This window comes from Brevundimonas sp. UBA7664 (genome assembly GCF_002483305.1).
GTDB lineage: Bacteria > Pseudomonadota > Alphaproteobacteria > Caulobacterales > Caulobacteraceae > Brevundimonas.
The window spans coordinates 95146-116543 of the sequence record NZ_DLHQ01000025.1 but is presented as its reverse complement, the minus strand read 5'-3'; the positions used below and the strand labels follow the sequence as shown (position 1 = coordinate 116543).

Below are 21398 nucleotides of genomic sequence, written 5' to 3'. Positions count from 1 at the left end.
TCGCGCCGGAACCGGATCGGCGCCACCTTGGCCATGGGAGCATGGGCTCCCGCGCTCGCATCAGGACCCCGACATGTCTGCTCGCACCGCCCTCGCCGCCGCCGCCCTTCTGGCCCTCGCCCTGCCCGCCGCGGCCCAGGAGGCTCCCACCCCCCCGCCGGCCGCGCCGGCGGAGCTCAGCGCCGAAGCCGAAGCCGCCATCGCGGAAGCGGAGGCGGCGTTCGAGGCCAAGGGCGAGGCCTTCGGAGCCGTCATGGAGGCCATGTTCGAGGAAATGGACACCGCCGTCTCCAACGCCGACGGCGACCGGGCGAAGGCGGAGGCGGACCTCGACGCCATCGTCGCCCGCTATCAGCCCCAGGCGGACGCCTTCGCCGAAGAACTGGACGCCTTCCTCGCCGCCCAGATCCCCTCGATGCCTCCGGAAGCCCAGGCGCAGATGACCCAGATGGGTCCGGTGATCCGCGGCCAGATCAGCGCCGTGCCGGCCACCATCAAGGCCCGGGTGCTTGAGGCCGCGGCAGCCGAGGCCGCCGCCGAAGCCGTCGAACCGTCTCAATAAGAGTTTGATTTGCAAGGGTGAATGGCGAGCGATCGGCGCCTTACCGCGATTTCACTTGAGAGCGGACGCTGTTCGGCGGACCTTGGCGGCGACCTTCCAGGGAGCTCCACGATGATCAAGGCCCTATCGCTCGCCGCCGCCCTCGCGATTCTGCCGCTGGCGACCGCGGCCGCGGCCCAGACGCCTCCCGGCCCGTCCGAGGCCGCGATCGAGGCCGCCGCCGAAGCCTTCGAGGCCCGGATGGAAGCCTTCGGCGAACGCGCCGAGGTCATCGCCGAGGACCAGAGCCTGACCGAGGCGCAGCGCGAGGTTCGCATCGCCGCCCTCTGGACCGAGTATCAGCCCGACGTGACCGCCTTCACCGCCGTCGTCTCCGAGCATGCGGCGGCCATCGCCAGCGAGGCCCTGGCCGGGATCGACGTCGACGCCCTCGTCGCCGAGGCCCTGGCCGGCGTTGAAGCCTCCGGCGCCCTGAACGCCGCCCGGGGCATCGCCGCCAACGGCGCCTGGGCGTCCAACGACCCGGAGCATATGGCCACCTACGGACTGATGGCCGAATACGCCGTCGGCGAGGCCATGGATTCGCTGGACGAGATCGAGGGCGAGGTCGAGGCCGCCGTCCAGGAGGCCAACGAAACCGCGGCGGAAGCCGTCGCGGCCGCCAACACGGTCGAAACGCCCGACGAAGACTGACCGGTTGTCGTCGCCTGAGCGCGCCTCAGGCTTGACCGCCGCCGTCGCCCGCCCGACAGGACGGCCATGGCCAGCCTTCCCGTCGATCCGCACCTGTACCTGACCTTCCTCGGCGTCATGGCGGTCATGGCGATCACGCCGGGGCCGGCCAACGTCTTTTCGGTCGCCAATGGCGTCCAGCGCGGCAAGGCCGGGGCCATGGCCGGGGTGGTCGGGATGAACGCCGCGACCCTGGTCTGGTTCGGGGCCGCGGCCCTGGGTCTCGGCGCCCTTGTGATCGCCTTCCCCGAGGTGTTCCGCCTGATCTCGATCGGCGGCGCCCTGTATGTGGCCTGGCTGGGGATCAACGCCCTGCGCGGCGCCTTCCGGACCGCGGCCGACCCCGATGCACCGACCGTCCGGATGGGCCGCAGCGCCCTCGTGGACGGCTTCATGGTCCAGATCGCCAACCCCAAGGCGGTGCTGTTCTTCACCGCCGTCCTGCCGCCGTTCATGGACGTGACCCGGCCGGCGGCGCCGCAGCTGGCCCTGTTCGCCGCGGCCACCATCGGCATGGACGTGCTTTCGATGTCCGCCTACGGTCTGGGCGGCGCGGCCCTCGCCCGGCGCATGAGGGAGCCCCGCTTCCGCAAGGGTTTCGCCATCATGACCGGCGTCCTTCTGCTGGCGGCGTCCGTACTTATTGTCTCGCGTTTATAGAGGGTTGCCGGAGTCGGGAACCCGCCCGTTCATGTCCCGTTCAGCCGACAGGGCGCGCACTGTCGGGTCAAGGAGAGTTCCCATGCGACTTCGTTTCCTCAAGCCTGCGCTTCTGGCGGCGACGGCGGCCCTCGCCCTGTCCGCCTGCGCCACGGCCACCCCCTATGGCCCCGCCGGTGTCGACAGCCGTTACGGCTATGCCGAACAGCGGGTGGATGCGGATCGCTACCGCGTCAGCTTCTCGGGCAACTCCGTCACCTCGCGCGACCAGGTCGAGATGGCCCTGCTGTTGCGCGCCGCCGAGATCACGGCCGAGAACGGCTACGACTGGTTCGCCACGGTCAATCGCGCCACCGACCGCGATGTTCGCCTGCAGAGGACGCCGAGCCTCTTCGACGATCGCTACAGCCCGTTCTGGGGTCCGTCGTGGCGCTACTATCGGCGCGGATACTGGAGCCCGTGGGGGGATCCCTTCTGGGGCCGCCGCGACTTCGACGTCCGCGAGATCGATCGCTACGAAGCCTCGGCCGAGGTGGTCATGGGCCGCGGCGCCAAGCCGGCCGATGATCCCAACGCCTTCGACGCCCGCGAGGTGATCCAGAATCTCGGGCCGCGCGTGACGCGGGCGATGTAACTAGGGATTAGGTTCCAGGGGCCAGGGGCGTCGGATCGACATCTCCTCTTCCCTCGCCCCTAGAACCTAGGACCTGCCTATCCGATCCTCGGGCTCTTCAGCCGCCGCTTGTTCACATGCGTCTCCGGCGCCACGCCCAGGTCCTCGGGCACCTCGCCCTTGAAATAATAGCGCTGCCACGCCTCCTTGGCCGCATCGGGATCGCCCGAGGCCAGCCGTTTGTTGAAGTCGGTCCGCGCCCGGTTCCAGGCCTCGAACTGGCCGTGCATGACCGGATTGGATTCCAGGGTGCGGATCACCGGCTGCATGGTCTCGACCTTGCGGTGCTCGATCGGTGTGATGAAGCAGAAGGGCTCGCCCTTCTCGAACTTGACCCGGCCGGGACGGGTAAAGAGCCAGTTCATGGTGAAGGGGAAGGGCAGCCAGTCGGTCTCGATCAACCCGACCAGCGGCTGGATGCCGTCCTTCATGTGATTGGGCGAGCCGCCCGCCAGCAGGCCCCAGCCCGGCGGTGTGCGGAACAGATACTGCGGATGCATGGTCAGGACCCCGCGCGAGAAATGCGAGGTCACGACATGGGTCAGATTGGCGTTGTGCCGCTCGGGGGTGATGACGATGTCGGCCTGGCTGGGCCCGCCGTTCCATTCGGCGGTGAAGGTCAGCGGGCACAGGATCTCCCAGCCCGTGGTGTTGGCCATATTCAGCGGCAGGCAGCGATAGGGGTGGCGGCTGGCGAAAGCGTCCATCCAGTTGCGCGACTGCCGTCCCGGCACGAGGTCGGGCGGGGTCGCCGTCATCGGATAGCATTCCAGTTCCAAGGCGGGCCTCCGGGCGGTATCGAGGGACGTCTCTGCATCCCTAGCGGGCCCCCATGACCGAAGACAAGCCGACGCCTGAACCCGCCTTCGACCGCGACCGTCTTCTGGGGTGGATGGCCGACAACGGCATCGACCAGACGACGCACGACCACCCCGCCGTCTTCCGGGTCGAGGAGGGGCTGGAGCTCAAGGCCGCCCTGCCCGGCGCCCACACCAAGAACCTGTTCCTCAAGGACAAGAAAGGCCGGCTGTGGCTGGTCTCGGCGCGGCAGGACACGGTGGTGGACCTGAAACGGGCGCCGAAAGCGATCGGTTCGGACCGGCTGTCGTTCGGCAATGAAGCGCTGCTGTACGAGACGCTGGGCGTGCGCGGCGGCTCGGTCACGGGACTCGGCCTGATCAACGACCCCGAGCAGCGTGTGACTTTCGTAATCGACAAGGCGCTGTGGGACGCTGACATCGTCAATTTCCATCCCCTGACCAATACGGCGACGACCGGGTTGGCGCAGGCGGACTTCCGACGCTTTCTGGGGTTGATCGGGCGGGAGCCGGTGGTGGTGGATTTCGGCCAACTAACCATCTGACGCCCGCGGCCTTGCCGGACCCGCGACAAGATCTCGCTGATTGCCTCGGCATACATCGGTTCCTAAAAGGGTGTTGTCGCCCCGATCCCGAGGTAGACGGGAACACCCGGCACCAGCATGAAGATTCTAGGTTTGATGGCGGCGGTTCTCCTGCTGTGGAGCGCCGCCGTCGACGCGGCCAGTGCGGCTGAACCGGACCAGCGGTGCCACACTCCGGGCCAGGCGGTGCACGAGGCCGGCCTGGTCACCATCGGCGGCATAGAGCAGTGGGTGGTCGTCGACGGGGCGGACTGCAGCAACCCCGTGCTGCTCATCGTGCATGGCGGGCCGGGCAACCCCAACACGCCTTTCGCCCGCAATGTGTTCGGTGGCTGGGAGACGGATTTCACCATCGTTCAATGGGACCAGCGCGGTTCGGGCAAGACCTATGGAGCCAGCCCGCCGGCCGAGGACGAAGCCCTGACCATGGAAGGCCTGTCGGCGGATGGCGTCGAGGTGGCGCGTTATGCCCTTGAACGGTTTGGCAAGCGCAAGGTGATCCTGATGGGCGGGTCCTGGGGATCGGTCCTCGCGACACACATGGCGATGGCGGCCCCCGACCTGTTCCATGCCTATGTCGGCACCGGGCAGATGGTGAACTATCAGGACAGCCTGAGGATCAGCTACGACCGCACGACGTCCCTGGCCGCGGCAGCCGGTGACAACGAGGCCCTGGCCCGCCTTGAGGCCCTCGGCCGCCCGCCCTGGACCAATCCCCGTGCCTTTGGAATCCTGCGTCGCATCACGCGCAAATATGAGGCCCTGGTGAGCGAACCGGCTCCCGAAGGCTGGTTCACCTTTGGCCCGGGCTACGACACTCCGGCCTATGCCGCCGATTATGAGGCGGGCGAGGACTATTCGTTTTTCCAGTTCGTGGGACCGGCCAACAACGGCATCGCCTCCGGGATCGATCTTCGGAAGCTGGGGACCGCGTTCGCCATGCCGGTCTACCTGCTGCAGGGCGAGGCGGATCGCGTTACCCCGCCGGAGCTGTCGCGGGCCTATTTCGAAGACCTCTCGGCGCCGGAAAAGACCTATGTGCCGCTCGCCCGAACCGGCCATGATCCCAATCCGATCATGATCGACGCGCAGCACGCGGCGCTGATGCAGTTGCGGCCCGGGGCCATGGCGACCGACGCGCGCTGAGCAGGTGCCGTTCCGCCGCTGATCCGGTCACCTTGGTCCGCTGTCGTCGATTTTCCCGGCTCGACCCGCCCCCGACGGTTCTATCCCGCCGCTTCCGGTGCTAGAGCCCGGCGCGTCTCCCCGACCCCCACGCCAGCATACGGACGCCGCCATGCCCGCCGCTCCCGACTTTCCTCCCGCGCCGGACCGCGTGGCGCCGAAGCGCGCGCTGATCTCGCTGTCCGACAAGACCGGGCTGGAGGACGCCGCCCGCACCCTGCACGGCCTCGGCGTCGAACTGGTCTCGACCGGCGGCACCCGCGCCGCCATCGCCGGCTTCGGCCTGCCGGTGAAGGACGTGGCCGACCTGACCGGCTTCCCGGAAATGATGGACGGCCGGGTCAAGACCCTGCACCCGGTGGTGCACGGCGGCCTGCTGGGCGTGCGCGACGCCGCCGACCATGCCGAGGCCATGGCGACCCATAACATCGGCCCGATCGATATCGTCTGGGTCGACCTCTATCCGTTTGAATCCACCGTCGCCTCGGGCGCCGGTTTTGACGCCGTGGTCGAGAACATCGACATCGGCGGCCCGGCCATGATCCGCTCGGGCTCGAAGAACCACGGCTATGTCGCCGTCTGCGTCGATCCGGCCTCGGTCGCCGAGCTGCTGGAGGCCCTCAAGGCCGACGGTGCGACCACCCTGGCCCTGCGCAAGCGGCTCGCCGCCCGCGCCTTCGCCCGCACCGCCGCCTATGACGCCGCCGTCGCCGGCTGGTTCGCCGGTCAGGTGGGCGACGCCGCCCCGGCGCGCAAGTCGATCGCCGGTTCGCTGGCCCAGACCCTGCGCTATGGCGAAAACCCGCACCAGACGGGCGCCTTCTACCGCACCGGCGACACGCGCCCCGGCGTCGCCCATGCCCGCCAGCTGCAGGGCAAGGAGCTGGGCTACAACAACATCGCCGACGCCGACGCCGCCTATGAGCTGGTCGCCGAGTTCGACGGCCCCGCCTGCGTCATCGTCAAACACGCCAACCCCTGCGGCGTCGCCGTCGGGACCGATCTGGCGACCGCCTACGCCCGGGCGCTGGAGTGCGACGCCGTCTCGGCCTTCGGCGGCGTCATCGCCGTCAACCGGACCCTGACCGGCGCCGACGCCCGGCTGATCACCGACATCTTCACCGAGGTCGTCATCGCCCCCGGCGCCGACGAGGAGGCGCAGGCCGTCTTCGCCGCCAAGAAGAACCTGCGCCTGCTGCTGACCGACGGCCTGCCCGATCCGCTGGCGGCCGGCGAAGTGTTCCGCTCGGTGGCCGGCGGCTTCCTGGTCCAGTCGCGCGACCGCAGCCGCATCGCCGCCTCCGACCTCAAGATCGTCACCCGCCGCCAGCCGACGCCGCAGGAGATCGAGGACATGCTGTTCGCCTTCACCGTGGCCAAGCACGTGAAATCGAACGCCATCGTCTACGCCAGGGACGGACAGACCGCCGGCATCGGCGCCGGCCAGATGAACCGCCGCGACAGCGCCCGCATCGCCGCCATCCGGGCGAGGGAGGCCGGCGAGGCCAAGGGTCTGGCCCATTCGCTGGCCCAGGGGTCCGCCTGCGCCTCCGAAGCCTTCTTCCCCTTCCCCGACGGCCTGCTGGAAGCGGTCGCCGCCGGCGCCACGGCGGTGATCCAGCCGGGCGGCTCGATCCGCGACGACGCGGTGATCGCGGCGGCGGACGAGGCCGGGGTGGCCATGGCCTTTACGGGCGTGCGGGTTTTCCGGCACTGATTGTCGTCGGTGTCCCTGTTGTCTCGACGCAATGTCTCTGTTCTCCCGGCTATTTCGGCCAGAGTTGTCCTGCATATCCCATCGGATTGTCGCGCTTGTCTCTGATCAGGCTGGCCAAAATGGTCGCTGAGCGGCGGTCTGGACGGGCTAAAATCGTCACCCCGCGCCGCGACATTTCACCCCGCCGTCTGAACCGCTAGGCTTGCCTGATGGACACCCTTGCCGCCCGCTGGACCCTTCTGGCGCCGCACATCACCGTCGCCGGCCCCGACGATGACCGCCCGCGCCCGGCGGTGATCCTGTTCCACGGCTGCGGCGGCCTGCGCGGCCATCTGCCGAAATATGCCGCGGCGGCGAAGGCGGCCGGTTGGCGCGCCTTCATCGTCGATTCCTACGGACCGCGCGGCTGGAGCCGCCAGTTCGCCATGGCCATGGTCTGCACCGGCGTCCTGCTGCACGGCTCGCAGAGGGCGGGAGACGTGCTGGCTGCCTTGCATGGCGTGTCGCAAAGGCCCGACGTCGATGCCTCGAAGATCGTGCTGGCCGGCTGGAGCCACGGCGGCTGGGGCATCATGGAGGCGATGAGCTCGGATCGGGCCGCGGGCCAGCTGGGCGTCGCCGACCCCGGCGCCGTCCCGCTGGACGGGGTGATCGGGACCTGGCTGGCCTACCCCTATGTCGGCATCGGCGCCTTCAACCGGATGCGGCCCTGGCGGCATTGCCCGAAGACCGTGGCGGTGATCTCGCGCACCGACCACCTGACCACGGTGCGCAACGCCGAGCGGGTTCACGACATGGTCCGCAATTGCGGGGCCGATGTGGAGACCTGGATCGCCGACGGCACCCACAGTTTCGATGAGCCGATGACCGCGCCGCCGATGCGCTACCATCCGGAACTGGCGGTCGAGGCCGAGCGGCGTTTCGTGGCCCTGCTGAACGACGTCGCCGTGGCCCCGGCGGGTTAGCGCGCCTCGATCGTCACATCCGCCCGGATCGAATTGGCGATGTAGCACGCCTCGTGGGCGCGGTGATGCAGGGCGTCGATGGTGGCGGCGTCCGGTCGGTTCTCGCCGGAGAATGCGACGGCGGGCCTCAGCGCCACGGAGGTGATCGAGGTCTTGCCCCGCTCGTCCCGCCCCAATACGCCGACCGCCTCATCGCGATAGCGATCGACCGTGAAGCCGCCCTTGGCCGCGAAGGCGAGGAAAAACAGCATGTGGCAGCTCGACAGGGCCGCCACCAGCGCCTCCTCCGGATCGACCGCGGCCGGATCCGACAGCGGCGCCGGCACGAGGTCGGACGGCGCCGAGGACCCGCGGACCTCCGCCCCGCCGTCAAAGCGCCAGTCGTGGGCGCGGGCATAGCGCTTGTCCAGGAACGGCTGGTCGCCGCGGCTCCATTCGATGGTGGCGAGGTGTTCGCTCATGACTGTCCTCCATTGGGCGATGAACCAACCGTGTAGCACGACACGGCCGGGAAACCCGGCGCGCGCCTTGCTCCCGCCCTCGACCCGCCTTATCCCCGCTGACATGGCCGCGCCCCTGATCTGCCCCTCCATCCTCGCCAGCGACTTCGCCCGCCTCGGCGAGGAGGTTCGCGCCCTCGACGCCGCCGGCGCCGACTGGATCCACGTCGATGTGATGGACGGCCATTTCGTGCCCAACATCACCATCGGCCCCGAGGTGGTGAAGGCGCTCCGTCCCCACACCGCCCTGCCGTTCGACGTGCACCTGATGGTCGCGCCGGTCGACCCGTGGCTGGAAGCCTATCGCGAGGCCGGGGCCGACATCCTGACCGTCCATCCCGAGAGCGGGCCGCACCTGCACCGCACCTTGGGCCGCATCCGCCAGCTCGGCGCGAAGGCCGGGGTGGTCCTGAACCCGGGCACCCCCCTCGGCGTGCTGGAAGACGTCATCGACCTGGTCGATCTTGTGCTGCTGATGTCAGTCAACCCCGGTTTCGGCGGCCAGTCGTTCATCGAGGGGACCCTGCGCAAGATCGAGCGGACCCGCGCCCTGCTCGACGGCGCCGGATCGGCGGCGCATCTGCAGGTCGACGGCGGGGTCACCGCCGCCAACGCCGGAGCCTGCGTCGCCGCCGGCGCCGATGCCCTGGTCGCCGGCACGGCCGTGTTCCGGGGCGGGCCGTCCGCCTATGCCGCCAATATCCAGGCGCTGAAGTCCGCGTGAGTCCGCTGGGTCCCTTTTCCCGCGCCGAGGCCGACAGTCCGCCGCCCGGAGAGATTCCCGGCCTGCGCGGCGCCCCGATGCGTACGCCGGTGCGCACGGCCGGCTCCGGCGCCGGAGCTGGCCTCTGGCCCGCAATCGTCGGGCGGTTTCTGACCCGCCAGCTATGGATCGAACTGTACGGCCTGCCCGGCTACAGCCTGACGCTCAAGGGCCGCCCGGCCCAAGGGTTCGCGGCCACGCCGCGCGATTTCCGGCCCGCCGATCCGGCACCCGGCAAGCTCGCGGTCGACGGCCGGTTCATCCTGGCCGGGGCCAGCCTGGAAGCCCCGGCCCCGGAGGATCCATGGAACCGGCCCAGCCCGAGCCGGGCCTTCGCCACCGAACTGCACGCCTTCGTCTGGCTGCCCTCGCTGATGATGCAGGGCGAGCGCGGCGCGCGGGAGGCCGTGCGGCTGACCCTCGCCTGGTACGCCGCCTTCGCGCGGTGGTCGCCGTTCGCCTGGGGTCCCGAGGTTCTGGCGCGGCGTACCTTCAATCTTGCCTGCGCGGCCCGCCGGATGGGGCAGGTCGCCACCGAGGCCGAACGGCTGAAACTCGCCGATGTCCTCGGCCGGCAGGGACGTCAGCTGCTGCGCCCGCCCGGCGGTCTGGCCGGCAGCGCCCAGCGGCTGATCGCCGCGGCGGTGGCGGGCTGCGTCCTGGCCGGCGCCGCGGGAGCCTCCCTGCGCCGCGCCGCGCTGAACCGCCTGCCCGGCGTCCTGGCCCGCACCGTGGGCGTCGACGGCGGCCATGCCTCGCGCAGTCCGGAGGCGGGGCTTGAGCTTCTGCTCGACCTGCTGACCCTCGATGACGCCCTGTCACAGCTGTCCGAGGCGAGTCCGGAAGCGGTCCGGGACGCCATCCAGCGCCTGACTGTCGCGCTGCGCCTGCTGACCCTGCCCGACGGCCGGCTGGTCACCATGCAGGGCGGCGGACCGTCGACCCAGGCCCGGATCGCGGCCGCCCGCGCCCATGACGACGCCCCGGCGGCGGAGCTTCCGACCCGGATCGTCGGCGGCATCGCCCGCATCCGCAGCCCGCTCCTGACCATCGCCGCTGATGTCTCGGGACCGGGACGCGGGGCCTGGTCGGTCGCGGCCTGCGCCCAGCCGATGGCGCTGGAGATCGTCTGCGGCAAGGATCGGCTGGTCACCGGCTGCGGCTGGACGCCCCGCGCCGCCGACCGCCAGGGCCTGCGCCTCTCGCCCGGCCATTCGACGCTGATTCTCGGCGAAGGCTCGACCGGCCAGCCACTCGGCGGCTGGAAGGCCGAGCTGATGGGGCACCGGCTGATCGGCCGGCCGCTGCACGTCGATGTCCAGCAGCGCGACGGCGAGGGCGCGGTCTGGCTGGAGGTCGAACACGACGGCTGGGTCCATGACTACGGCCTGCTGCACCAGCGCCGCCTGTATCTCGACCAGAAGCTGGACGAGCTGCGCGCCGAGGAACGGCTGCATCCGGCCCCGAACCAGAAAGACGTCGTGCGCGCCATCGCCGCCCCCTATGCCGTGCGCTTCCAGCTGGAGCCCGGCGTCCAGGCCTCGCTGGCGCGGGATCGGCGGTCCATCCTGCTGCGCGGCCATTCCGGCCGGGGCTGGTGGTTCCGCACCGACGGGCCGGATGTGGCGATCGAGCCGTCGGTCCATATCGATGAGGGCCTGACCCGCCGTTCGCTGCAGATCGTCGTGCGCGGCTCGGCCCGCACCGACTCCGAGACCAAGATTCGCTGGAAGCTGAGCCCGGCGGGCGCTGGAACCGATCCGAGCTGAGCCCCTTGAGACGGGCCGCGCCCGCGACCATCTGAAGCCTGCCGCGTTCCGCCTTTTCCGATACAGGATCGATTGATGAGCTTCGCCGACCCGACCGCCCTGCCCGAAGACCTGATCAAGGACGGCTCCGACGCCGGCTTCATGACCGATGTCATCGAGGCCTCGAAGTCGCAGCCGGTGCTGGTCGACTTCTGGGCCACCTGGTGCGGGCCGTGCCGGACGCTGACGCCGATGATCGAAAAGGCCGTCCGCGCCGCCGGCGGGGCGGTGAAACTGGTCAAGATCGACGTCGACAAGAACCCGGCCTATGCGGGCCAGCTGCGGGTCCAGTCGATCCCCACCGTCTATGCCTTCGTCAACGGCCAGCCGGTCGATGGCTTCCAGGGCGCGGTGCCCGACAGCCAGCTCAAGGCTTTCATCGACAAGCTGACCGGCGGGACGAGCGCCAATTCCGACATCGAACAGCTGATGTCGCTGGGCGAGGAATCACTGTCGCTCAACGATCTCGGCGGCGCCGCCCAGGCCTTCGCCCAGGTGATGACGCTGGAGCCGGCCCACGAGCGGGCCATCGCCGGAATGGCGCGGGTCTATCTGGCCGACGGCGACATCGATCAGGCCCGCCAGACCATCGCCATGGCCCCGCAGGACTCGAAGGACGCGACAGTGCAGTCGGTCCGGGCCCAGCTGGCCCTGCTCGCGTCCGCGCCCGCCGACGCGGGCGGAGAGCTGGAGGCCAGGGTCGCCGCCGACCCGGCCGATCACCAGGCCCGCTATGACCTGTCGCTGGCCCAGGCGGCCTCGGGGGATCTGAAGGGCGCGGTCGACAGCCTGCTGACCATCGTCGCCGCCGACCGCGAATGGAACGACCAGGCCGCGCGCAAACAGCTGCTGGTGGTGTTCGAGGCCGCGGGCGCGGCGTCCGATGTGGCGAGGGACGGGCGTCGTCGCCTGTCTTCCATCCTGTTTGCATAGGAGACGGATCGTGGCCCAGGGGTATGTGAAGGCCGCCGACCTGCCACAGGTGATCCCGGTCTTTCCCCTGCCCGGCGTCATACTGCTGCCGCGCGGCCAGCTGCCGCTGAACATCTTCGAGCCGCGCTATCTCAACATGATCGACGACGCCATGGCAGGCGACCGGATCATCGGCATGGTCCAGCCGCAGCTGGGACCGCAAGGCCTGTCACCGATCGGTTGCGCCGGCCGGATCACCAGTTTCGCCGAGACGTCGGACGGCCGCTACCTGATCACCCTGACCGGCTGCGCCCGCTTCCGGCTGGCCAGCGAAATCCCGACCCAGACCCCCTATCGTCAGATCCGCGCCGACTTCGGTCCGTTCGAGACCGATCTGAGCCCGCCGCCCGTGGATGACATCGGCCTCGACCGCGACGGCCTGCTGGACGCCCTGCGCGCCTATCTGGAGACGCGCGGCCTCGATATCGACTGGGACACGGCCGAAACCGCGCCGCCCGAAGCCCTCGTCAACAGCCTGTCCATGGCCCTGCCGTTCGATCCGCCTGAGAAACAGGCCCTGCTCGAAGCCGCCAGCCTGACCGACCGCTCCGCCGTCCTCACCGCCCTGCTGACGATCGATGCGGCCAGCGACGGGGACGGCGAGGCCCCGTCCATGCAATAGGTGCGATCATGAGCGACGCCTTCCACACCCCGCCGTCCGTAGATCCGCGCCTGCTGGAGGTGCTGGTCTGCCCCGTCACGCGCGGCAAGCTGACCTATGACCGTGAGCGTCAGGAGCTGGTGTCCAAGGGGGCGAAACTGGCCTTCCCGATCCGCGACGGCGTGCCGATCATGCTGCCGGAAGAGGCGCGGGCGCTGGACTAGCCTCGCTCAAGCAGCAAGCCGCCGCGCGGCGAGCGATACCGATCAAACCGCTTCACCCCTGAGCAACCGCGGCAGGTCCCCCGTCGCGCCGCCGGCCTCATGCATGAAGGTCCGGCGCAGGGGGGCGATGCGGTTGACGGCGGCGATGCCGATAGTCCGGGCCAGACGCACAGGCGCGATATCGTTCGAGAACAACCGCACGAAGCCGTCGAACCCGGCCGCCAGCGCCGCATTGTCGAACCGGCGCCAGCGGGCGTAGCGGTCGAGCACCGTCTCCGACCCCACGTCCTCGCCCAGCCGCACCGCCTCGACCAGCACTTCGGCAAGGGCGGCGGCGTCCTTCAGCCCCATGTTCAAGCCCTGGCCGGCGACCGGATGCACGGCATGGGCGGCGTCGCCGATCAGGGCGGTGCGCGGGGCGGTCAGTTGCTCCGCCAGTTGCAGCGACAAGGGATAGACGAAACGCGGTCCCACCACCGTGACGTCTTCGAGAAAGTCGCCGAACCGCCGCATCAGGTGGGACTGGAAGGCTCCGTTCGAGGCTGCCCTCAGGGCCTCGCCCCGCCGCGTCGATTCCGTCCAGACCAGGCTGGCCCGGCGTTCCGTCAACGGCAGGATGGCGAAGGGGCCGGACGGCAGGAAATGCTCATGAGCGACATTGCCGTGGTCCCGCCCGAGAGACACGGTCGCGACCACCCCGCTCTGCCCATAGCCCCAGCCGACCGTCTCGATCCCCGCGGCCTTGCGGACCGGCGAGGTCCGACCCTCGGCGCCGACGGTCAGCGGCGCCTCGATCACCGATCCGTCGGCGAGGGTCACCCGCGACATCGCCGGTCCGGCCTCGACCCCGACGACAGAGGCGGGCGCCCGTACCTCGATCCCGGCCGCCGTCACGGCTTCGGCCAAGGCTGCACGGATGCGCCGGTTCTCGACCATATAGCCCAGCGGTTCGCCATCGGTGCGGTCGCCGATCTCGTCGGCGTCGAACCGAAGGAAGGCGGAGGAGGCTGACCGCGAGGCCGCCCCCGGCCGGCGTCCGTCGGTGACCAGAATCCGGTCCATCCGGCAGGCATGGGGCCGCAGGGCCGCCCCGACGCCGAGCGCGTCCAGCATCCGGAAGGTGGCGAAGGCGATCGCGGTCGAGCGCCCGTCGAAACTCGGCGCCAGCTGGGCGTCGAACGGCTGGGGATCGATCACAACGACCTTCAGCCCGCCCTGCGCCGCCGCCAGGGCGAAGGTCGCCCCGGCCAGGCCGGCGCCGGCGATGATGACGTCGTAACGGTCAGGCTGGGTCATGGGGCGGTTGTCGCGCTTCGCCGCGCGCCCGTCCAGCGCCGGAAGGTCGCGGCGCGGTCCGCTGGTAAACAGCCCCTTAACCCTCCGCGCGCGACAACAGCGGGTCTGTACCTTCGACCGGAGTTCCCACCCGTATGTCCGCCGCCCTCGCCATCGGCCAGCGCGCCTGGGTCAGCGCCCGCATCATCTGGGGCGCGCCGATCTCGGTGAAATTCCGCGGCGTGCTCCAGGCCCTGCTGGCGGCCCTGCTGCTGGTGGCGCTGATCTCGTGGAATCCGGCCGATCCCAGCCTCAATGTGGCCTCCGGCGCGGAGCCGACGAACTGGCTGGGACTGAACGGCGCCCTGTTCGCCGACATATTCATGCAATCGCTGGGGCTGGCGGCCTGGCCCGCCGCCATACTCCTGATCGCCTTCGGACTGGCCGCCGCCATCGGCGACGCCATTCAGCAACGGCTCAAGCCCACGGCGCTGAAGGCCCTGTCGGCCACCGGCGGCGTTCTGGCCCTCTCGACCGCCCTGTCGGCCCTGGCCGCGCCGGCCGCCTGGCCGCTGGCGGCGGGTCTGGGCGGCCTTTGGGGGGACGCGATCGTCGGCCTGATCCGCCTCATCTGCGACGGCCTGCGCCTGCCCGGCGCCCCCGTCATCGCCGGCCTGCTGTTCCTGCCGCTGGCCCTGTGGGGCATCGGCTACGCCGTCGGCCTGAGATTCGCCGACCTCGGGGAGGGGCTGGCCTGGGCCCGGGGCGCCCGCGGCCCCGCGCCGGCGGCTCCGAAATCGCGCCGCGCCGCGGTCAAGTCGCCGCCGCGCACCCGCCCGGCGCCCGAACCAGAGGACGAACCGAACGGGTACGACGCGCCCCCGCCCTGGGAAGCCCCCGCCCCGGCGCGCGGCGCGCCCGAGCCGAAAGTCGCCGCCGCCAAGGCGCCGAAGCCGCGCCGCGAGGCCGACGACAGCCAGGCCGCCTTCGACTTCGTCCGCCCCTCGACCGGCTTCGACCTGCCGCCGCTGTCGATGCTGACCAAGCCGGCCAAGCGCGTCACCTCGGTGGACGAAGACGCCCTGAAGCAGAACGCCAAGATGCTGGAGGGCGTGCTGCAAGAATTCGGCGTGCGCGGCGTCATCGACCAGATCCGCCCCGGCCCCGTCGTCACCCTGTACGAACTGGTCCCCGCGCCGGGCGTGAAACACGGCCGCGTCGTGGCCCTGTCGGACGACATCGCCCGGTCCATGTCGGCCCGCGCCTGCCGGATTTCGGTCGTGCCGGGCCGCAACGCCATCGGCATCGAACTGCCCAACGCCAAGCGCGAGACCGTCTATCTGCGCGACCTGCTGGCCTCGACCGAATACGACAAGCCGGCCCACCTGCTGCCGCTGGCGCTGGGCGAGACCATCGGCGGCGAGCCCTATGTCGCCGATCTGGCGCGCATGCCCCACCTGCTCATCGCCGGCACCACCGGCTCGGGCAAGTCGGTCGGGGTCAATGCCATGATCCTCTCGATTCTCTACCGGCACAGCCCGGCCGAGTGCCGCTTCATCATGATCGATCCCAAGATGCTGGAGCTCAGCGTCTATGACGGCATCCCGCATCTGCTGGCCCCGGTCGTCACCGATCCGAAGAAGGCCGTCGTCGCGCTGAAATGGACCGTGCGCGAGATGGAGGACCGCTACCGGCGGATGTCCAAGCTCGGCGTGCGCAACATCGCCTCCTACAACGAGCGCGCCCGCGAGGCCGTGGCCAAGGGCGAGCATTTCGAACGCACCGTCCAGACCGGCTTCGACGAACAGGGCCGCCCGGTCTATGAGTCCGAGAAGATCCGCCCCGAACCCCTGCCCTTCCTCGTCGTCGTCATGGACGAGATGGCCGACCTGATGCTGGTCGCCGGCAAGGACGTCGAAGGCGCGGTGCAGCGACTGGCCCAGATGGCCCGCGCCGCCGGCATCCACCTGATCATGGCCACCCAGCGCCCCTCGGTCGACGTCATCACCGGAACCATCAAGGCCAATTTCCCGACCCGGATCAGCTTCCAGGTCACCTCCAAGATCGACAGCCGCACCATCCTCGGCGAGCAGGGCGGCGAGCAGCTGCTGGGCCAGGGAGACATGCTCTACATGGCCGGCGGCGGACGCATCACCCGCCTGCACGGCCCGTTCGTGACCGACCAGGAGGTCGACGAGGTCTGCAAACACCTGCGCAGCCAGGGCGAGCCCGACTATCTGGACCTGATCACCGACGATCCGGACGGCGACGGCGACGCGGCCTTCGACGATGAGGGCGGCGGCGGCTCGGGCGACGACCTCTATGATCGCGCCGTGGCCGTGGTCACCCGCGACCGCAAGGCCTCGACCAGCTACATCCAGCGCCGCCTGCAGATCGGCTACAACCGCGCCGCCTCCCTGATCGAGCGGATGGAGCAGGAGGGCGTCGTCAGTCCCGCCAACCACGCCGGCAAACGGGATATCCTCGCCGGGCCGCCGCCGATGTAGCAGGCAACGCGAGGCGCAGCCGCCGCGTTGAGGGCCTGTCGTCGTCGCCTGAAGCTGAACAGGGCTTCATCGCAGCGCCGGAATATGGTCAGGCTCGGGCCATGCCCGCGCCTTTCCCGTTCCGCATCACGGCATGATCCACAACCATCCCGAACGGGAGAAGACCCAGATGACTGTTTCACGCCGAGCGTTCGCTTTCGGAACCGCCGCCATCGCGGCCGTCGCCGCCATGCCCGCCGCCGCACAGGGCGCCCTGTCGGCCGAGGATCGCGCCGTCCTGGCCCAGGCCCAGACCTATCTGCAGGGGCTGACATCGGCCCAGGGCAATTTCGTCGAAACCTCGGGCGCCCAGCGCCGGGAGGGTCGGTTCTACCTGCAGCGCCCCGGCAAGATGCGGTTCGAATACACCAATCCGGCCGGGCTGCTGGTCGTGTCGGACGGCTCGAACGTCAAACGCTACGACCCCCGCCTGAACGTCTTCCGTCAGGTGCCCCTCGGCGCGACGCCGCTGTCGACCTTCCTCGCCCGCAACGTCCGTTTCGATCAGGGGGTGCGGATCGACCGGGTCACCCGCATGGCCTCCGGCGCCTTCGCCATCATCGCCCGCGACGCCCGCCGGCCCAATGAGGGCTCGGTCATCCTGTCCTTCGCCGGCAATCCCGTCCGTCTGCACGAATGGACCATTCGCGACGCCCAGGGCGGCAGCACCCGGACCCAGCTGACCTCGCTCACGCCGGCGCCCAACCTCAGCGCCAGCCTGTTCCAGCTGCGTGATCCGACCCGCCGGCCGGGCCGGAGCTGATTTCGCCTGCCGCGCGAACGCGGGTTTGACATTTTTCGCCGACCGTGGCACTTTCGTCACAGGTCGGCGGGAGAGCCGATCTGACCCGCTACGGATTTCATCCCCTTCCCGGCGGCGAGAGACGAACCTTCCAGCGCCCGGTCCCACGGCCGGGCGCTTTTTTGTGCACGGCCCGCGACGGCTGCTACAGCCCTCACATGCTTCGTATCGCCACCTGGAATATCAACTCCGTCCGCCTGCGCATCGACCAAGTCGCGCGGTTCGTCTCCGAAAGCGGGACCGACGTCCTGTGCCTGCAGGAAATCAAATGCCTTGAGGACCAGTTCCCCCGCGCCGCCTTTGAAGCGATGGGCCTGCCCCATCTGAAGATCGGCGGGCAGAAGGGCTGGCACGGGGTGGCGATCGCCAGCCGCAAGCCGATCACGCAAGCGCCCGTCCTCGACGTCTGCCGCGAAGGGCACGCCCGCTGCGTCGGGGTCATGGTCGACGGCGTCGAGGTGCAGAATTTCTATATTCCGGCCGGCGGCGACGTCGCCGACCGGGCGCTGAACCCGAAATTCGATCACAAGATGGATTTCTACGAACGCCTGACCGCTGAAATGGCCGGGCGCGACCGGCAACGGCCGCTGGTCCTGGCCGGGGATTTCAACATCGCCCCGGGCGAGAACGACGTCTGGAACCACCGCTATATGTCGAAGATCGTCAGCCACACCCCGCTGGAGGTCGAGACCCTGCGCCGGCTGCAGGCGGCGGGCGGTTTCGCCGACGTGGTCCGCGACCAGATCCCGGAACCGCAGAAGCTGGCCAGCTGGTGGAGCTATCGCGCCGCCGACTTCCGCAAGTCCAACCGGGGCCTGCGGCTGGACCATCTGTGGACCTCGCCGGGCCTGACTCCGGCGGTGACGCCGGGCAGCGCCCGCATCCACGACACGGTCCGCGAATGGACCCAGCCCAGCGACCACGCCCCGGTGACGATGGACCTCGCCGTCTGATGCGTCAGAAGGGGAAAAAGATCGGGATGGCGATCATCGCCGCCACCCAGGTGATCAGGTTCAGCGGCACGCCCACCCGCACGAAATCCATGTAGCTGTAATTGCCCATCTGGAAGACCAGCACATTGGTCTGATAGCCGAAGGGCGTTGCGAAGGCGGCCGAGGCCGCCATCATCACACAGACCAGAAACGGACGCGGATCCACCCCCAGGCTCTCGGCGAGGGCGACGGCGATCGGGGTGATCAGCACCGCCACCGTGGCGTTGGACAGCAGCTCCGTCGCGAACAGGGTCACGCCGTAGAGGATGATCAGGGCGACCAGCGGTCCGAACGGCCGGATTACGCCGATCAGCATGCCCGCCCCGGCCGCCGCCAGGCCGGTGACCTCGATGGCGATGCCGATGACGACCATCCCGGCGATCAGAAGCAGGATCTCCGGCCGCAGCCCGGCATAGGCTTCCTCCGCCGTGATTACGCGCAGAAGGATCAGGGCGACGGCGCCGGCGAAGGCCGAGGCGGCGATCGGGGCCAGGCCGAGGCCGGCGGAGGCGACCACCGCGACAAATACCCCGAGCGCGATCAGGGCCCGACGGAGATGGAACGGGCGATCCGCCGCGCCGAACAGGGCCACATCGCCGAGATGGGCGTCGCCGGAGCCGTCGGCGTGGGTGCGGGCCTCGCCCAGTCGCGGCAGGTTGAAAGGGAGGATGCGGCGCTTGCGGGCCGCCGCCTCGGTCGCCGCCTTGCGCCGCGCCTCCTCCATCTCGGCCAGCCGCGCCTGTTCCGCCTCGTCGGCAGCCACGCTGCGCCCCAGCTGTCGCGCGCCGACGAAATACAGCCAGAACCCGCCGGCGAGGGCGATGGTCAGGCCGACGGGCGTGATCTCAAAGAGGCTGAAGACGGGCTGTCCGGCGTTGCGGGCCATGTCGTTGACCAGCAGATTGGTCGAGGTGCCGATCAGGGTCATCAACCCCCCCAGCACCGAGACGTGGCTGAGCGGCATCAGGAAGCGTTTGGGCGACAGCTTCAGCGACTGGGCGACGTCGCGGATGACGGGGGCGGCCAGCACCACCACCGGCGTATTGTTGAGAAAACCGCCCAGAACCCCGCACATGCCGATCACGGCCCAAACCCCGATGGCGCCGACCCGCGCCGCCAGCGCCGTCGCCTTGCGGATCATCAATCCCAGCAGGCCGGACAGTTCGATCGCATAGGCGATGACAAACAGGCCGGCCAGGGCGATGACGGCGGGACTGGCGAAGGCGCTCTGCACCTCCACCGGCCGCACAACACCCAGGAGCAGCAGCACCGCCGCTCCGGTCAGGGCGACGACGTCTGCCCGCACCCGGCCGTGTATCAGCACGCCGACCACCGCCGTCAGGACCGCCAGGGCCGCGATTTGATCGAAGGTCATGGAACGGCGCTGGCCCCGGCAGCTTCCTGAAAGGGGTCCCGCATCGGGGCTCCCCATGTCCAAGCGGACGATGTGCTAGGGTTGTTCCATGGCTTTCGAGATCAATGCTCCCCTGAGGACGGCGGCGATCCTGTTTTCGGCGGGCGTTCTGGTCGCCGGCTGTGACCGGCCGGCGGAACCGGCCGCAGCGCCCGAAGTCCCGGCCGCGCCCGCGCCGCCCTCGCCCACGCTGGACCGGGGCTCCATTCTCGCCGCCATCGACGCCGCCGCCTCGGACGCTGCGGCGGGCGTCGCGCGGCCCGGGCCCGATCCCCTGGTGGGCCGCACCTTCTCCCTGAGGCTGGCTTTCGGCTGTTTCGGCCCGCAAGCCCCCACGCCGGGCGAGTCGGCCGACCGCGACGGAACACCCCGCTGGTCCGCCCCGGATGACGGCCGGACGATCCGCCTGACGCTGTCCCCCGCCGACTGGTCGGCCGGCGACGTGTCAGGCCCCGCGCCCGACGGCTTCGACACCCTGTCCGGCGTCTGGATCAATCAGCCGTGGATGCGGTCCGAAGCCTGCCCGGCCTGGAGCGTTCAGGAGGCTGAGGCGCCTGAAGCGCCACGGCCCGCCCGGGTCGCCGCCCTGGTCATGGTCCGGCCGTCGGGCGCCTCGCGGGTCGGGCGGTCCGGCGACCAGACCTTCACCCACGTGGTGCGAACCCAGGGCGAGGCCCCGGTCGCGAGGCCGGCGCTGGGCTACCGGCTGGTTCTGGAAGGCCGGCTGGCCGGGTGGGCGGACGGACGCGTCATCCGTTGCCGGGTCGTCACGCCGGAACGCCCGCCGGCCTGCGCCGTCGGCGCGACGGTGGATCGCGTCGCCTTCGAGGACGGCGCGACCGGCGCCATTCTCAGCGAATGGCGGCCCGGCTAGGGCTGCAGCCGGTAGCCGCCGGCGTCGGTCAGCAGCAGACGCGCCTGCCCCGGCTCGGGCTCGATCTTCTGGCGCAGACGGTAGATGTGGGTTTCCAGGGTATGGGTGGTGACCCCGGCGTTGTAGCCCCAGACCTCCGTCAGCAACTCCTCGCGCGACACGGCCTTGGCCCCGGCGCGGTAGAGGTATTTCAGGATGTTGGTTTCCTTCTCGGTCAGGCGGACCTTCTTCGCCTTGTCGTCGATCAGGACCTTGGCGGCCGGACGGAACTCATAGGGGCCGATGCGGAAGACGGCGTCCTCGGACTGTTCGTGGCTGCGCAGATGGGCGCGGATGCGGGCCAGCAGGACGGCGAAGCGGAAGGGTTTGGTGACATAGTCATTGGCCCCCGACTCCAGCCCCAGCACGGTGTCGGAGTCCGAGGACTGGCCGGTCAGCATGATGATGGGGGTCGAAACCCCGTCCTTGCGCAGCAGGCGACAGGCCTCGCGGCCGTCCATGTCAGGCAGGTCGACGTCGAGCAGGATCAGATCAGCCCGAACTTCCCGGCCCATGCGGACGCCTTCAGCCGCCGTTGCGGCCTGGACCGGCCGGAAGGCCTCGTGCAAGGCCAGCTGTTCGGCCAGGGCCTCGCGCAGGTCGTCGTCGTCGTCGATGATCAGGATGGTCTTGGGCGTGGGCATGGGTACCAGAATGGCGAGCGTCGCCCGATCCGCCAAGGGTTGGACCCC

22 protein-coding genes are annotated in these 21398 nt (G+C 69.9%); 17 read left to right on the top strand and 5 right to left on the bottom strand.

Features of this window, described 5'->3' with window-relative positions:
• The first annotated feature begins 73 nt into the window (after positions 1 to 73).
• From B2742_RS05695 to B2742_RS05680, 4 genes are all read left to right on the top strand, one after another.
• Complete coding sequence (locus B2742_RS05695) at positions 74 to 562, top strand: translation initiation factor IF-2 (RefSeq protein ID WP_292063930.1); 489 nt, start codon at positions 74 to 76, stop codon at positions 560 to 562.
• Positions 563 to 673: 111 nt separating this feature from the next.
• Positions 674 to 1255, top strand: a complete 582-nt coding sequence (locus tag B2742_RS05690; RefSeq protein ID WP_292063929.1) for a hypothetical protein — start codon at positions 674 to 676, stop codon at positions 1253 to 1255.
• Positions 1256 to 1321: 66 nt separating this feature from the next.
• Complete coding sequence (locus B2742_RS05685) at positions 1322 to 1954, top strand: LysE family translocator (RefSeq protein WP_292063928.1); 633 nt, start codon at positions 1322 to 1324, stop codon at positions 1952 to 1954.
• A gap of 82 nt (positions 1955 to 2036) precedes the next feature.
• Entirely contained in the window at positions 2037 to 2588 is a 552-nt protein-coding gene (locus B2742_RS05680) for a CC0125/CC1285 family lipoprotein (protein ID WP_292063927.1), read from the top strand.
• 77 nt (positions 2589 to 2665) lie between these two features.
• Here the strand turns inward: B2742_RS05680 and B2742_RS05675 are convergent, their stop codons facing one another.
• Complete coding sequence (locus B2742_RS05675) at positions 2666 to 3406, bottom strand: DUF6065 family protein (protein ID WP_292063926.1); 741 nt, start codon at positions 3404 to 3406, stop codon at positions 2666 to 2668.
• 53 nt (positions 3407 to 3459) lie between these two features.
• Between B2742_RS05675 and B2742_RS05670 the strand changes: the two genes are divergently transcribed.
• The 4 genes from B2742_RS05670 to B2742_RS05655 all read left to right on the top strand — a co-directional run bounded on the left by B2742_RS05670 (position 3460) and on the right by B2742_RS05655 (position 7896).
• A complete protein-coding gene (locus B2742_RS05670; RefSeq protein WP_292063925.1) occupies positions 3460 to 3990 on the top strand; it encodes a prolyl-tRNA synthetase associated domain-containing protein in 531 nt (176 codons plus the stop codon).
• 135 nt (positions 3991 to 4125) lie between these two features.
• Positions 4126 to 5175, top strand: a complete 1050-nt coding sequence (locus B2742_RS05665) for an alpha/beta fold hydrolase (RefSeq protein ID WP_292063924.1) — start codon at positions 4126 to 4128, stop codon at positions 5173 to 5175.
• 151 nt (positions 5176 to 5326) lie between these two features.
• On the top strand, positions 5327 to 6931 hold the full coding sequence (gene purH / locus B2742_RS05660; RefSeq protein ID WP_292063923.1) for a bifunctional phosphoribosylaminoimidazolecarboxamide formyltransferase/IMP cyclohydrolase: 1605 nt from the start codon (positions 5327 to 5329) through the stop codon (positions 6929 to 6931).
• A gap of 209 nt (positions 6932 to 7140) precedes the next feature.
• A complete protein-coding gene (locus B2742_RS05655; RefSeq protein WP_292063922.1) occupies positions 7141 to 7896 on the top strand; it encodes a dienelactone hydrolase family protein in 756 nt (251 codons plus the stop codon).
• Here B2742_RS05655 and B2742_RS05650 read toward each other — a convergent pair.
• Positions 7893 to 8357, bottom strand: coding sequence for an OsmC family protein (locus B2742_RS05650; protein ID WP_292063921.1), 465 nt, complete (start codon positions 8355 to 8357; stop codon positions 7893 to 7895). The two genes, B2742_RS05655 and B2742_RS05650, sit on opposite strands and share 4 nt — an antisense overlap.
• Positions 8358 to 8460: 103 nt before the next feature.
• Between B2742_RS05650 and rpe the strand changes: the two genes are divergently transcribed.
• The 5 genes from rpe to B2742_RS05625 all read left to right on the top strand — a co-directional run bounded on the left by rpe (position 8461) and on the right by B2742_RS05625 (position 12764).
• Positions 8461 to 9120: a ribulose-phosphate 3-epimerase gene (gene rpe, locus B2742_RS05645; RefSeq protein WP_292063920.1), complete on the top strand. Its 660-nt coding sequence runs from the start codon at positions 8461 to 8463 to the stop codon at positions 9118 to 9120.
• Positions 9117 to 10928, top strand: coding sequence for a heparinase II/III family protein (locus tag B2742_RS05640; protein WP_292063919.1), 1812 nt, complete (start codon positions 9117 to 9119; stop codon positions 10926 to 10928). The genes rpe and B2742_RS05640 overlap by 4 nt, the downstream gene beginning before the upstream one ends.
• Before the next feature lie 75 nt (positions 10929 to 11003).
• Positions 11004 to 11900, top strand: a complete 897-nt coding sequence (trxA, locus tag B2742_RS05635) for a thioredoxin (protein WP_292063918.1) — start codon at positions 11004 to 11006, stop codon at positions 11898 to 11900.
• Between the two features lie 10 nt (positions 11901 to 11910).
• Positions 11911 to 12561, top strand: coding sequence for an LON peptidase substrate-binding domain-containing protein (locus B2742_RS05630; RefSeq protein ID WP_292063916.1), 651 nt, complete (start codon positions 11911 to 11913; stop codon positions 12559 to 12561).
• A gap of 8 nt (positions 12562 to 12569) precedes the next feature.
• Positions 12570 to 12764, top strand: a complete 195-nt coding sequence (locus tag B2742_RS05625) for a Trm112 family protein (protein WP_292031045.1) — start codon at positions 12570 to 12572, stop codon at positions 12762 to 12764.
• Between the two features lie 42 nt (positions 12765 to 12806).
• Here B2742_RS05625 and B2742_RS05620 read toward each other — a convergent pair whose 3' ends face one another.
• Positions 12807 to 14060, bottom strand: coding sequence for a UbiH/UbiF/VisC/COQ6 family ubiquinone biosynthesis hydroxylase (locus tag B2742_RS05620; protein WP_292063915.1), 1254 nt, complete (start codon positions 14058 to 14060; stop codon positions 12807 to 12809).
• Positions 14061 to 14194: 134 nt separating this feature from the next.
• Here B2742_RS05620 and B2742_RS05615 point away from each other — a divergent pair, with 134 nt between their 5' ends.
• The 3 genes from B2742_RS05615 to B2742_RS05605 all read left to right on the top strand — a co-directional run bounded on the left by B2742_RS05615 (position 14195) and on the right by B2742_RS05605 (position 18340).
• Positions 14195 to 16546 carry an FtsK/SpoIIIE family DNA translocase gene (locus B2742_RS05615; protein WP_292063914.1) on the top strand — a complete coding sequence of 784 codons (2352 nt, stop codon included), beginning with the start codon at positions 14195 to 14197 and terminating at the stop codon, positions 16544 to 16546.
• Positions 16547 to 16715: 169 nt separating this feature from the next.
• Positions 16716 to 17348 (top strand): LolA family protein, encoded by a 633-nt coding sequence (locus B2742_RS05610; RefSeq protein ID WP_292063913.1) that lies wholly within the window; start codon positions 16716 to 16718, stop codon positions 17346 to 17348.
• 197 nt (positions 17349 to 17545) lie between these two features.
• Entirely contained in the window at positions 17546 to 18340 is a 795-nt protein-coding gene (locus B2742_RS05605; RefSeq protein WP_292063912.1) for an exodeoxyribonuclease III, read from the top strand.
• A 4-nt stretch (positions 18341 to 18344) separates the two neighbouring features.
• Here B2742_RS05605 and B2742_RS05600 read toward each other — a convergent pair whose 3' ends face one another.
• The gene (locus tag B2742_RS05600) at positions 18345 to 19754 is read right to left on the bottom strand and encodes an SLC13 family permease (RefSeq protein ID WP_292063911.1); all 1410 of its coding nucleotides are present in this window, start codon (positions 19752 to 19754) and stop codon (positions 18345 to 18347) included.
• A gap of 88 nt (positions 19755 to 19842) precedes the next feature.
• On the opposite strand from B2742_RS05600, the gene B2742_RS05595 reads away from it, so the two are divergent.
• Positions 19843 to 20667, top strand: a complete 825-nt coding sequence (locus tag B2742_RS05595; protein ID WP_292063909.1) for a hypothetical protein — start codon at positions 19843 to 19845, stop codon at positions 20665 to 20667.
• On the opposite strand, the gene B2742_RS05590 is transcribed toward B2742_RS05595, so the two are convergent.
• The gene (locus B2742_RS05590) at positions 20664 to 21350 is read right to left on the bottom strand and encodes a response regulator transcription factor (RefSeq protein WP_292063908.1); all 687 of its coding nucleotides are present in this window, start codon (positions 21348 to 21350) and stop codon (positions 20664 to 20666) included. The two genes, B2742_RS05595 and B2742_RS05590, sit on opposite strands and share 4 nt — an antisense overlap.
• Positions 21351 to 21398 lie beyond the last annotated feature (48 nt).